Origin of the sequence: Leeuwenhoekiella polynyae (assembly GCF_004104075.1) — a bacterium.
Taxonomy (GTDB): Bacteria; Bacteroidota; Bacteroidia; order Flavobacteriales; family Flavobacteriaceae; genus Leeuwenhoekiella; species Leeuwenhoekiella polynyae.
The window spans coordinates 24,987-37,504 of sequence record NZ_QOVK01000021.1; the positions used below are offsets into that span (position 1 = coordinate 24,987).

Annotated in this window: 11 protein-coding genes; 4 read left to right on the forward strand and 7 right to left on the reverse strand. The window is 36.8% G+C overall.

Annotated elements, in window-relative coordinates; translation table 11 throughout:
* Position 1 precedes the first annotated feature (1 nt).
* The gene (locus tag DSM02_RS16595) at positions 2-2,128 is read left to right on the forward strand and encodes a glycoside hydrolase family 97 protein (RefSeq protein WP_128766667.1); all 2,127 of its coding nucleotides are present in this window, start codon (positions 2-4) and stop codon (positions 2,126-2,128) included.
* Positions 2,129-2,453: 325 nt separating this feature from the next.
* On the opposite strand, the gene DSM02_RS16600 is transcribed toward DSM02_RS16595, so the two are convergent.
* Complete coding sequence (locus DSM02_RS16600; protein ID WP_128766668.1) at positions 2,454-2,753, reverse strand: DUF4172 domain-containing protein; 300 nt, start codon at positions 2,751-2,753, stop codon at positions 2,454-2,456.
* Positions 2,754-3,057: 304 nt separating this feature from the next.
* Between DSM02_RS16600 and DSM02_RS16605 the strand changes: the two genes are divergently transcribed.
* A complete protein-coding gene (locus tag DSM02_RS16605) occupies positions 3,058-5,295 on the forward strand; it encodes a xanthine dehydrogenase family protein molybdopterin-binding subunit (protein ID WP_128766669.1) in 2,238 nt (745 codons plus the stop codon).
* 21 nt (positions 5,296-5,316) lie between these two features.
* Entirely contained in the window at positions 5,317-6,333 is a 1,017-nt protein-coding gene (locus DSM02_RS16610; RefSeq protein ID WP_128766670.1) for an XdhC family protein, read from the forward strand.
* A 633-nt stretch (positions 6,334-6,966) separates the two neighbouring features.
* On the opposite strand, the gene DSM02_RS16620 is transcribed toward DSM02_RS16610, so the two are convergent.
* From DSM02_RS16620 to DSM02_RS16645, 6 genes are read right to left on the reverse strand one after another with little or no spacing between them, the layout of a single operon-like run.
* Positions 6,967-7,611, reverse strand: a complete 645-nt coding sequence (locus tag DSM02_RS16620) for a hypothetical protein (RefSeq protein WP_128766671.1) — start codon at positions 7,609-7,611, stop codon at positions 6,967-6,969.
* 20 nt (positions 7,612-7,631) lie between these two features.
* Entirely contained in the window at positions 7,632-8,096 is a 465-nt protein-coding gene (locus DSM02_RS16625) for a (2Fe-2S)-binding protein (protein WP_128766672.1), read from the reverse strand.
* Positions 8,097-8,150: 54 nt separating this feature from the next.
* Complete coding sequence (locus DSM02_RS16630; RefSeq protein ID WP_128766673.1) at positions 8,151-9,302, reverse strand: carboxymuconolactone decarboxylase family protein; 1,152 nt, start codon at positions 9,300-9,302, stop codon at positions 8,151-8,153.
* 9 nt (positions 9,303-9,311) lie between these two features.
* Positions 9,312-9,917, reverse strand: coding sequence for a flavodoxin family protein (locus DSM02_RS16635; protein ID WP_128766674.1), 606 nt, complete (start codon positions 9,915-9,917; stop codon positions 9,312-9,314).
* Positions 9,918-9,924: 7 nt separating this feature from the next.
* Positions 9,925-10,377: a nuclear transport factor 2 family protein gene (locus tag DSM02_RS16640; RefSeq protein ID WP_128766675.1), complete on the reverse strand. Its 453-nt coding sequence runs from the start codon at positions 10,375-10,377 to the stop codon at positions 9,925-9,927.
* Positions 10,378-10,404: 27 nt separating this feature from the next.
* Complete coding sequence (locus DSM02_RS16645) at positions 10,405-11,388, reverse strand: aldo/keto reductase (RefSeq protein ID WP_128766676.1); 984 nt, start codon at positions 11,386-11,388, stop codon at positions 10,405-10,407.
* Positions 11,389-11,545: 157 nt separating this feature from the next.
* Here DSM02_RS16645 and DSM02_RS16650 point away from each other — a divergent pair, with 157 nt between their 5' ends.
* Positions 11,546-12,439: a helix-turn-helix domain-containing protein gene (locus DSM02_RS16650; RefSeq protein ID WP_128766677.1), complete on the forward strand. Its 894-nt coding sequence runs from the start codon at positions 11,546-11,548 to the stop codon at positions 12,437-12,439.
* The last annotated feature ends 79 nt before the right edge of the window (positions 12,440-12,518 follow it).

Below are 12,518 nucleotides of genomic sequence, written 5' to 3' on the forward strand. Positions count from 1 at the left end.
AATGAATAACCTACGTATTGAACTTATAATTTTTATTGGGTTTTTATGCCTGAATATAAGCTTATTAAATGCTCAAAATTTAAAATCTCCTAACGGTAATTTAGAATTAAAGATAAAATTAAATGAAGAGGGAACTCCACTATATTCATTAAACTACAAAAACATATCAGCAATTCTACCTAGTAAGTTAGGGATTGAACTTAAAGATATTCCATCTCTAATAGATGGTTTTAAAATTGACGAAATTAATACTGATGAAATTGATGAAAACTGGAGTCCAGTTTGGGGTAAACAAAAAACAATTCGTAATAATTATAACGAACTGGTAATCAAATTAATTCAACCAGAATTAGACAATAGACATATTTTCTTACGCTTTAGATTATTTAATGATGGGCTAGCATTTAGATACGAGTTTCCTAAGCAAGCCACGCTAAATTATTTTGTTATTAAAGAAGAACATACAGAGTTTTCGCTTAATGGTGATCATAAAATATTTTGGATTCCAGGGGATTATGATACCAATGAGTATGCGTATACAACTTCAAAAATCTCAGAGATACCAAGTAAAATAGAAGAAGCTACTATTTTTATTAATTCACAGACACCTATTCAAGAATTAGCTGTACAAACACCATCAATGATGAAATCTGACGATGGTTTATACATCAATATTCATGAAGCTGCACTTCAAAATTATGCTGCTATGGAGTTAAATGTTGATGTTGCAAATAAAATAATGAGTTCCCATTTAGTTCCTGATGCTTTGGGTAACAAAGGTTTTATGCAAACTAATACACAATCTCCTTGGAGGACTATAATTGTAAGTGATGATGCACGGGATATTCTAGCATCAAATATGATAGTAAATCTTAATGCACCGACTGAATATGAAGATACCTCGTGGATTAAACCAACAAAATATATAGGGGTTTGGTGGGAGTATTTTGTAGAAGGTAAAAGCACTTGGGCCTACGGTACAGAAACTAACGTAAAACTTAACGATAATTTTAGAGAATTAACTCCTAACGGCCGCCATGGAGCAACAACAAAACATGTAAAAGATTACGTTGATTTTGCATCTGAAAATGGTTTTGATGCGGTATTGGTAGAAGGCTGGAACATTGGTTGGGAAGATTGGATTGGTCATTGGAAAGAAAACGTTTTTGATTTCACAACTCCCTATCCAGATTTTGATGTTAAAGAAGTAGGTACATATGCCGAGTCTAAAGGTGTTAAAATTATGATGCATCATGAAACATCAGCTTCTGCTACAAATTATGAAAGAAGATTAGACCGTGCTTTCGATTTTATGAATAAAAACGGATATACATCGGTAAAAACTGGATATGTTGGCCAAATTATTCCACGTGGAGAACACCACGATAGTCAGTGGATGGTTAACCACTATTCACACGTAGCGAAAAGAGCTGCTGATTATAAAATAATGGTTAATAGCCATGAAGCTGTTAGACCTACAGGGTTGCACCGCACTTATCCAAACTGGATAGCTCAAGAATCTGCTCGGGGAACAGAATTTGAAGCAATGGGCGGGCTTGCTCCAGAACACGCTAGTATTTTGGCATTTACACGGTTAATTGGGGGGCCGATGGATTATACACCAGGTATTTTTCAGACAGATTTGTCGCATTACGGAAAGAATAAGCAACGTGTAAATACTACGTTGGTCAAACAATTAGCCTACTATGTGACTATGTATAGTCCCTTGCAAATGGCTGCAGATTTACCTGAAAATTACAAACGTTTTCCTGATGCTTTTCAATTCATCAAAGATGTAGCTGTAGATTGGGATAACAGTTGGTATTTAGAAGCTGAACCTGGTGATTATGTAACCATTGCTAGAAAAGAAAAAGGCAAAGAAAATTGGTTTGTAGGCAGTATTACAGATGAAAACTCAAGAACTGCTATTATTGAATTTAGTTTTCTACCAAAAAATGAGAAATACGTTGCTACGGTGTATGCTGACGCGAAAGATGCAAGTTATGATGTAAACCCTCAAAATTATACGATCAAAAGCATCATAGTAAATTCTAAAAGCCGTTTAAAACAATATATAGCCCCCGGTGGCGGTCTAGCGATTAGTATTAAAAAAGTTTCAGAAAATTAACTGAAGAAATAAATAAATTGTAAAATTCAATTAAATATTTAAAATCTCAGACTAATATCAAGTCTGAGATTTTTTTGTTAGATGTAATTAATGATTAAATATTGTACATATCCCGAGTACTGATTCCTGTTAATAATATTTATTCAAACTTAAAAAATTAATAAAAAGAGGTTTTAGATTTTCTTCAAATAGTATTTTAATATGTTTTTTTAATCTGATATAAGTGAAGATTACTTTTTAACTGGATTATGCTTCAATTACCTGAGTTAATTTATAGACTTATAAAAAGTCAATGGTTCTGCAAAATTTTGCCTAACCTGCACCATTAAATCCCCCACACCCCGCGCCATTGGATCTTTAACGGATTTTGAGTTACCGTAGCCCAAATTGTTCCGTATGGAGACATCACATCTTCCTGGCTCAGATACTCTCCCTCAATTTCTGAAGTTTTCACTGCCTCAGCAACCATTAGCGATAAGATAGCTTCCATTTGCATCGTATCTGAAAGTCCTTCCAATATACCATTAACGCGACCAGCCCTTTGGCTGAATTTAAAGAGCTTCTCTTCAATTTCAGTTGTTGTATACTTAAAATTTGGCCAGTCTTCGTATTGCCAATTATACATGATGAGCTGATTAAACTAATTAATTGGCTCAAGTATAGTAAAAATTTGAGCCGATTAGCACTTCTAATCGGCTCAAAGCTTTATTATGGGTTGTCTATTTTATAAGAAACCGCTTATGAGTTTAGACTTGAAGTATCTATAGTTAAGATCCTGTCCTAATATATTAAACTTAAACAATTAACTTAATTATTCTACGGCATTGCTAACCCTTTTTACTGGTTTGCATATCAAGAGGTTTCAGATAGTATTTTAATTCACTAAATTGGTTAGCATTTCTGAACTTCAGAAATTTAAACCGAAAATTATGAGTACAATAAAAACTTCCGTAAATCGTCGTTCTTTTCTTAAAATCTCAGCTTTAGCCAGTGGCGGAATGCTATTAAGTTTCAATTGGCTCTTGCATTCTAACACCAATGCGATTACTGAAGAACAAATTCCTGAAGGATGGTTTGAAATGAATGCCTATTTAAAAATAGCTACAGATGGGACAGTAACAATAATGGCTCCCAATCCAGAATTTGGTCAAAATGTATTAACATCCTTACCTATGATTGTTGCTGAGGAATTAGACGTCGACTGGGATCAAGTTGTTGTAAAGCAAGCCTCTTTTCGTACCGATTTATATACGAGACAATTTGCTGGCGGCAGTCAATCTGTAAGGCAAGGCTATAATGCCTTACGTACAGCGGGAGCAACAGCACGCCAGATGCTAATTAATGCCACTGCCAAAGTCTGGAATGTTTCAGCTTCAGAAATTACAATCAAAAAAGGCATTTTAAAGCATACATCCGGTAAAACAAGTACTTATGGCGAAATGGCTGAAGCAGCATCGCAAGAAAAAGTTCCAGAGTCTGTAGAATTAAAAAATACCGAAGATTTTACGATTATAAGCAGCTCTAAAAAGAATGTTGCTTTACCAGACATTGTAAGCGGAAAACCCTTATTTGGAATGGATTATAAGGTTCCAGGAATGAAGTATGCTACCATAGCACATCCTCCTGCATTTGGACTTAAATTGAAATCTTACGACGGTACGGAAGCTTTAAAAATGCCTGGAATAACTGATATTTTTGATATTGACATTTACAATGAAGGCTATGAGTTAAACATCTTTGACACCGCTACCTTTCCCAATCTAGTGGTAGTGGTAGGCGATTCTACCTGGCAAGTTATGCAAGCAAAAAAAGCATTAAAACTGGAGTGGGAACCCTTTGAAGAACATACGCTTAAACTCAATGTCTTTGGCAATAAATCGACTCAGGTAGTTCCGGCAGGATTGGAGAGTTCTGAAGATCACTTGGAACAGATGGATGCTAAATCTAAAGAACCTGGTACTGTAGTACGCAAAGATGGTGATCCTGAAACAGCATTTAAAAATGCCGCTAAGGTTATTGAAAGTACGTATACCGCTCCTTTTTTAGCACATAATGCCATGGAACCGGTAAACTTTTTTGCTCACGTTACTGAAGATAAAGCAATATTAGCCGGTCCTTTACAGGCTCCCGAACTTACAGAGCCTACGGTTGCCGCACGGCTAGGAATGAGTAAAGATCAAATTGAAATTATTATGACCCGTATGGGTGGTGGTTTTGGCAGACGGGCATATTCTCACGAGGTCGTTGAAGCTGCTGTAATTTCTCAAAAAATAAAAAATCCGGTCAAGTTGGTGTATACCCGCGAGGACGATATGACTTACGGCATTTACCGTCCTGCCTACCACGCTACTTTTAGAGCAGCTTTGGATGAAAATAATAAAATGGTTGCCTACCACATAAAAACAGGCGGTATACCTGAGAGTCCGCTGCATGCAAACCGTTTCCCGGCAGGAGCGGTTGACAATTATCTAGCTGAAAGCTGGCAAATTAATTCAAACATTACCATCGGAGCTTTTAGAGCTCCGCGTTCTAATTTTATGGGCGGTTCTGAACAGGCGTTTCTGGACGAGGTTGCTGTTGCCGCCGGTAAGGATCCTATTGCATTTAGACTAGAATTGTTTGAAAAAGCAAAAACAGGTCCGGTAGGCAAAGACAATGATTACGAAGCAGATCGCTTTATAGTGCTACTTGAATTGTTACGTGATAAATCAAACTGGGAAATTTCAAAACCCGGTGTTCATCGGGGTGTTGCGGCCTACTACTGCCACAACAGTTACGTAGGTCACGTAGTTGATTTAAAAAACGAAAATGAAAAATTAGTTTTTGATAAAGTGTATAGTGCTGTAGACTGCGGCATTGTTATCAATAAGGATGCTGCACGAAATATGGTGGAAGGCGCGGTTACCGATGGTTTGGGAAATGCGATGTTTGGCAAAATGACTTTTAAAGACGGTGTGCCACAGAAAAGTAATTTTTACAATTACAGATTGATACGTATGCCGGAAGCTCCTAAAGATATTGAAGTGCATTTTGTTGAAAATGGTAAAAACCCTACTGGTTTAGGAGAGCCCCCGTTCCCTCCTATTTTTGCCGCGTATACTAATGCATTGTCCCGGGCAAAAAATAAACGGCACTACAACCATCCTTTCGAGGAAGAAATGTTGTAAACTCCTTTAGAAAAGTTATTAATGACTCACGAGTTTAAAAAAATTATTGAAACCTCTTATCAATATTTCAAGCAGAATAAGGCTGCTGTTCTAGCTACAGTAGTTCATTTAGAGGGATCTTCTTACCGCAAACCAGGAGTTAGAATGTTAATCTCTGAAAAAGGAGAAATGACCGGTGCTGTCAGCGGTGGTTGTGTAGAAAAGGAAATTTATTTTCAAGCTGCAACTGTTTTTAGAACCGGTAAGGCAAAGATGATGACTTATGACGGACGTTATCGATTAGGTTGCGAGGGGATTTTGTATATTCTGATTGAGCCCTTTTTTACAGATGAAGCTCAATTTAAGAAAATCCTATCGGCTATAAATAATAGAGTCATCATCAAGATTTATGTTACCTACACCTTAGATACAGAAACCTACTCCAATGAATTAGGATCAATATTCACACTAAAAGACAGAAACTCTATTTCAGAAGCTTCTATTAACGGGCAATCCCCAATATTGAAAATGTTTATTCAGGAGTTGTCGCCGCTTTTCCAGCTGTTCATAATAGGTTCGGAACATGACGCCGTCCAACTGGCATTAATCGGTTCTTATATGGGATGGAAGGTCACTCTTATCGCATCACCAAAAGATCCAAGAAATAAGAGTCACTTTCCCGGTGTTGAGTCTGTAAAACATCTAAATCCCATTGATACTAAAATATTAGAAATAGATGATAATTCTGCAGTAGTACTGATGAATCATAATTATGCTACAGACTTAAATTTTCTTTATAATCTAGCAGAAACCAACCCCCTTTATATTGGGCTACTCGGTTCTGTCAAAAGAAGAGAAAAGTTAATAAATGAACTCATAGAAGTTCATTCTGAAAAGGCAGACCGTATTATTGATAAATTATATGGTCCAGCGGGATTAGATATTTCTGCAATAACACCACAAGAAATTGCAAATGCCATTATTAGCGAAATAATAGCGGTTGGAAGAAATAAAGCGGTAAATTCTTTGAGAAACCAATCAGAAAAAATTAGTTTCTAGGCAAATAATAAAGATTTAGAATATTATTTGATATACGTAATGGTTTACATTAAAATGATAATTATAGAACCGCTGCTTTTTACTATTATTGCGGCGTAAACCAATGAGCCATCTCCAGCAAAACATAAGGGTTTTAGAAACTCAGACCCAGTTTAATTTACAGACCCGACCCTTACTGACCCGTTGGCGGATCTTTTTAGTTCATTTTCTTAAAAATTATGGGCATCGTTTCTTCATCAATCCCATTCAAATCAATTAATTTTAAAGACCTCATCCTTTTTAAGGTTTGCGTTTTATACTTTTTAAAATGTGGTGTTTCCCAATGTGCTTTGTATGCGTTACTACCTGCATAGATATCTAATAATAGTTCAATTTCAGTGGGTTTTCTTTTTTGATACCTAGGATAAATTGAAATCACACCGGGTTACAATATGACGGAGACTTTAGACTCTTCCTTAAGTATTGATTTATAATCATCTAGAAAGGCAGGTTCAATCTCAATTTCAGCCATTCGAATCATCATTTTATCCACGTCAAGATTTTGACTATGTCCAACCTCTTTTCTACAGGAAATACTTAGAAGGGTAACTAAAATGAGACTTACTTTATTCAGGTGCAGTTCTTCTAATTGGGTTATTCAGAATTATCAGGAGCGTAAGCACCGGCTTTAAGCCAGGTTACCCAAGCTTCTTTAAATTCTTTATGACTCATTGGCGGCAAGGATAGCCCTTCAGCGGGATGCCAACCAGCCTTTACTAAAGTATCTTCAGCATGTGCAATTAAATCTTTAATGGATTTATTTCCATTTTTAGATTTGTCAATTAATTGTTTAGCCAATTCATTAGCGGTTCTTCCTTGAAAGATCATTTTCATATCCGCGGGTGGCAAATGCCATTCGGGATTTCCCGGGGGAGCATGTTTACCGGGTGTATTTTCATTTTGATGGCAATTGGCACATTTCATCGCATACACCCCTTTTCCGTCTTCACCGCGTTGTGGTGACATGCCATGTAAATGACTGTCATCACCCTGTAGCGGAATATCTCCCGAAGGATGGCAATTCATACAGCGTGGATGCATCAATACAGAGTAGACTTTCTTAAAGGCTTCCTTAGAAACTACACTATCTTTTTTAAGGCTTGAAAGTTCTATATAGTCTTCAGTTGAAAAATTCTTTTCAGACATTCCTACTGAAATGCCTACTACCAAAAGAATTAGAAAAACCCCTCCTACAGTACTTAAAATTTTTCCTTGATTTTTAGGTTTAAATGGATTCATAATTTCTAATTGAACGATTATTAAGTACTGCTTTTATTAATTTCTGCGGCAACATGAATCGCCTTACGAATTCTGGAATAGGTTCCACAACGGCAAATATTACCTGCCATCGCCAGATCTATATCCTCATCGGTTGGATTGGGATTCTCCTTTAACAATACTGCTGCAGACATAATCTGACCGCTATGACAATACCCACATTGTGGTACGTCTACTTCCGTCCAGGCTTGTTGTACGGGATGATCGTTATTTTCTGCCAGACCTTCGATCGTGACTACCTTTTTGTTTTCAGCGCGCTTAACTTTTGTAACACAAGAGCGCACGGCTTCGCCCTCAAGATGTACAACACACGCCCCACACTGTGCCACACCACATCCATACTTTGTACCCGGCAGATCTAAATGTTCTCGCAATACCCATAGAAGAGGTGTTTCGGGATCAACATCTACCTGCAAATCTTTTTCATTAACGTTTAGTGAAATCATAGTGTATATTTTAAGCTGTTCAATTCTATTAAAGATACTAAATACCTATATATATTATTTTTTTGATAAATAGGTTTCTTTTGTAACCACATCAAACCACTGAGTAGGCCCTTCTGACCTATCCGTAATTGCAATCTGAACAAAAGCTTCGGTATCACTTGCGCCGTGCCAATGCGGCGTATTTGGAGGGCATTTCACGGCATCCCCTTTTTTCAAGATGCGTTTAGGACTTCCTTTTTCCTGATAAAAACCCGTACCAGAAATTGAAATAATGATCTGACCCGTAGGATGCTGGTGCCAAAAAGTTCGTGCACCGGGCTCAAAAGTCACTACGCCTACAGCAGTTGTATTCACCTCATCTGCTGTTATTAGTGAAGTGAGATATGCATTACCTGTAAATACAGGATTGTCTAATTTTTCTCCTCTGAGGAATATTAAATTTTCGATTTCGCTTAATGCGGAAGAAGGCGTCGGCTCCTTGCTATCGGTAAGTGCTGCTAGAAGCAATTTACCTATATAAGCCTTTTCCGGTCCTGCTTGAGTTTCTACCATCTCAATAATTTGTTTCATTTGAGCTTCAGTAACTCCCTGGTGCATCGCAATTGCCATATGTCCACGTGCCATTGGATCAAGATCTCCCATACGTAGTAATGCACCTACAGTTGCAATCTCACGCTCTTTATAGTTAAGTACTCCTCGCTTAAAAATATCTGCAAAAAGATGCTCTTTTAAAAAAATCTCAATAATGGGAACAGTTTCCGCGTAACCCGCCTTTGGCCTATCCGTAACTCCTGTTAAATCAGCCAGAACTTCTTTTCCAACTTCGTATTTATTAACAGCATCTATATCAGTTGCTGCCGGCCCCTCTTGATCCTGAATACCTTTATCTTTTCGCTCTTGAAGAACTTCAGTCAATGTATTTATGGCCATAAGGCTTCTGGGAAAACCACAATAAGCGTAGAGGTGTACTAACTCTTCCTTTACCTGATTTATGGTCATCCCAAAATCAAGACCTCTATGTAATGCTTTATTAAGCAATGGAGTATCACCCTTTGCTGTAGCGATTGCTATTGAGGCAATCCCTTGTTCAACAGGACTAAGTTCATCTTTAGATTGTGCATATGCAGAACCAAATGATAAGCTGTAAAAGGTTAGCATACTTATTACAACTAAAAGGGTTGACTGTTTTACATTAATTTTTTTCATGATTTTTTTTTAGAAGTCGATTTTAGTCAGCCAATCATCTAACTTTTCTTCTACTTGTTCTGCTTTTTCTCCTTCCATAACAAAGAGGATCCCGTCCCGTTCTATACCGCCTTCAACTGAAAATGCTTCAAGTACTTTAGAATCAGAACACAATTTATTGATTGTTTTAATCGTGCTTCCCAAACCATAACCTGCATTGGTGTTAAAAGGTATTACGGTTTTACCGCTAAGGTTATTTGTAGTCAAAAAACTTTTTATAGGTGGTGGGAGTTGCATTCCCCAGGTGGGAAACCCTATAAAAACCGTATCATAATGATCCAGATTATTAATTTTAGTTTGTAAAGGAGGTAAAAAACCGGTTTCGTTTTCTTCTGCTACCTGAGCTACAATTTCCTGATAGTTCTCAGGGTAAGGGTCTTGTAGTTCTATAGCAGTCATTTCACCACCGGTTTTTTTCTGTATCATTTGAGCTACCGCCCGGGTATTATTTGTTCGCGACAAATAAACAATCAAAATATGCTGTGCTTTATTTTCTATAGGTTTTCCCAAAGGATTATCTGCCTGGCCCATACAGGAAACAGATAATATAATTGTTAGTAAAACTATATATCTCATTATTTTTTTATTCTCCGGGTTTTCTTGTTAACAGTTTCACAAACGACAAGTTCGCCAGCTTCCAGCCACTTTCTTCTTTTACATAAACCTCAGTTACCATAAAAGGATTAGTTACTTCATTACCTCCTACTTCAGCTAAAAGTGTAATTTGATTCAAAAGAATTGCCGTATCACCGATTACATCAACTGATACACTATGAACGTCTGCTTTTTTATACCAGATTCCTCCACTACCTATAATTGCTAATTCGCGATCTGTACCCCAACTACCGCCCATATGCACAAATTGGGCTTGAGGATGAAAAAGATCTTTAAGCTCACTTACATTCTTAGCTGCCATCCACTGCCATTTATTCATGGAAAGTTCTTTAACCTGTTTTGCTACATCACTATCCTGTGAAATGCCTACCTGAGTAAAGAGGAACATAAAAAATCCTACTATTTTATATGTGTTTTTCATTCTATTCTATTCTATTTTTAAAGTCAATTAATTTTCTATCATTTTTTGCATTTGCTCTGGGTAGCGTGCACCTTGAATATCAATTGTATTCAGCACATTTTCAATTTTTTCTAAATGCGCTGTTTCTAATTTAATGGCTTCACTCCCTATATTTTCTTTTAAGCGGTGCAATTTTGTCGTACCGGGAATGGGTACGATCCAAGGTTTTTGCTCAAGCAGCCAGGCAAGAGCTATTTGTGCAGAAGTAGCTTCTTTTTCTTTTGCAATTTTTCCTAATAATTCTACTAAAGCCTGATTGGCTTTTCTATTTTCTTCATTAAACCGCGGAACACTATTTCTAAAGTCGTTTTCACTAAACTTCGTTTTATCATCAATTTTTCCGGTTAGAAAACCCTTTCCTAGAGGACTAAAGGGAACTAAACCAATACCCAATTCTTCTAAGGTAGGAATAATTTCTTGTTCGGGTTCTCGCCACCAAAGCGAATATTCACTTTGTAAAGCAGCAACGGGTTGAACAGCGTGTGCCTTTCTGATGGTGCTTGCTCCCGCTTCAGACAAACCAAAATGTTTTACTTTTCCTTCTGCAATAAGATCTTTAACAGTACCAGCCACCTCTTCGATGGGCACATTAGGATCTACACGATGCTGATAAAACAGATCTATCACATCTGTATTCAATCTTTTTAAAGAAGCCTCTGCAACTTCACGTATGCGCTCTGGCCGGCTATCTAAACCCTTACCAGGAATACCTTCTTTAAAACCAAATTTAGTCGCGATCACCACCTTTTTACGGAAAGGCTCTAATGCTTCACCTAAGAGCTTTTCATTTTCAAATGGCCCATAGGCTTCTGCTGTATCAAAAAACGTAACACCTTTATCATAAGCATCTCGTATCAATTTTAGAGCAAGACTTTTTTCAGTGGCAGGGCCGTAACCAAAACTAAGCCCCATACATCCCAATCCTAAAGCCGAAACTTCTAGACCACTTTTTCCCAATTCTCGATTTTTCATAGCTTTTTATTTTGTTCCTTACAAAGTTCAATTACTTTACCGCTCTTGGTTGTATATAAATTACTTCCTTTATTACCATTTTTACCGTTTGCAGCGTGAGTTCCAAAATTCTTAAAACCAGTTCGGTATATTTGCGGGTAAACAATGGCATTTGGTTATGAAAGACATTCTGAAAGTAGAAACGATATCACAGTATAATGCATTAAAGGATATTCCTAACAGGCACCCGTTAATTACATGTTTTGATAGTGCCGATGCAAAACCCTTAAAAAGCGGAAAATTCAACTTTGGTTTTTATGCTATTTTTCTAAAGGGTGTAAACTGTGGAAAATTACAATACGGGCGCAATACCTATGATTATGAAGCGGGCACTTTAGTCTTTATGGGGCCGGGACAAGCGGTTGAAATCAAAACTCAAAAGGATTACAATCCTAAAGGTAATGCCTTACTCTTTCACGCTGATTTTATTAAAGGAACTCCCCTTGCCTCTAAAATTCATTCCTTTACATTTTTTTCCTACGAACTTAACGAAGCACTTCACATTTCTGAAAAAGAGCAACATATCGTAAAGGATCTCTTTTCTAAAATAGATTATGAACTAGAACAGTCTATAGATAAACACAGTAAACAGATCGTATGTAATACCATAGAGTTACTTCTAAATTATTGTGAGCGCTTTTATGAGCGCCAGTTTATCACCCGAGAAGTTTTAAGCCAAGGTGTTGTTTCAAACTTTGAACGCATGCTTCATGCTTACTTCAATTCTGAAAAGCCACAAAAAATCGGACTTCCTTCAGTATCTTATTTTGCTGAAGAATTGAATTTATCTGCAAATTATCTGGGTGATCTCATCAAAAAAGAAACCGGAAAATCTGCTATAGATCACATTCACTTAAAATTAATTGACCTCGCAAAAGACCGCATTTTTGATGGTGATAAATCTATAAGTCAAGTCGCTTATGAACTGGGGTTTAAATATCCACAGCATTTTAATAGGTTATTTAAGAAAAATACCGGATATACACCTAGCGCTTATAGGAATTTAAATTAATAGGTTTTAATCTAATGCATTAAATTCCTTAAAAACTATTATTCCTGAATTTCAGATCTAATTGAACTAAAAACGAAAT

Excerpts from the sequence above, each read along its gene's own strand:
- DSM02_RS16595 (WP_128766667.1), top strand. The coding sequence starts at position 2 with ATGAATAACCTACGTATTGAACTTATAATTTTTATTGGGTTTTTATGC.
- DSM02_RS16600 (WP_128766668.1), bottom strand. The coding sequence starts at position 2,753 with ATGTATAATTGGCAATACGAAGACTGGCCAAATTTTAAGTATACAACA.
- DSM02_RS16605 (WP_128766669.1), top strand. The coding sequence starts at position 3,058 with ATGAGTACAATAAAAACTTCCGTAAATCGTCGTTCTTTTCTTAAAATC.
- DSM02_RS16610 (WP_128766670.1), top strand. The coding sequence starts at position 5,317 with ATGACTCACGAGTTTAAAAAAATTATTGAAACCTCTTATCAATATTTC.
- DSM02_RS16620 (WP_128766671.1), bottom strand. The coding sequence starts at position 7,611 with ATGAATCCATTTAAACCTAAAAATCAAGGAAAAATTTTAAGTACTGTA.
- DSM02_RS16625 (WP_128766672.1), bottom strand. The coding sequence starts at position 8,096 with ATGATTTCACTAAACGTTAATGAAAAAGATTTGCAGGTAGATGTTGAT.
- DSM02_RS16630 (WP_128766673.1), bottom strand. The coding sequence starts at position 9,302 with ATGAAAAAAATTAATGTAAAACAGTCAACCCTTTTAGTTGTAATAAGT.
- DSM02_RS16635 (WP_128766674.1), bottom strand. The coding sequence starts at position 9,917 with ATGAGATATATAGTTTTACTAACAATTATATTATCTGTTTCCTGTATG.
- DSM02_RS16640 (WP_128766675.1), bottom strand. The coding sequence starts at position 10,377 with ATGAAAAACACATATAAAATAGTAGGATTTTTTATGTTCCTCTTTACT.
- DSM02_RS16645 (WP_128766676.1), bottom strand. The coding sequence starts at position 11,388 with ATGAAAAATCGAGAATTGGGAAAAAGTGGTCTAGAAGTTTCGGCTTTA.
- DSM02_RS16650 (WP_128766677.1), top strand. The coding sequence starts at position 11,546 with ATGAAAGACATTCTGAAAGTAGAAACGATATCACAGTATAATGCATTA.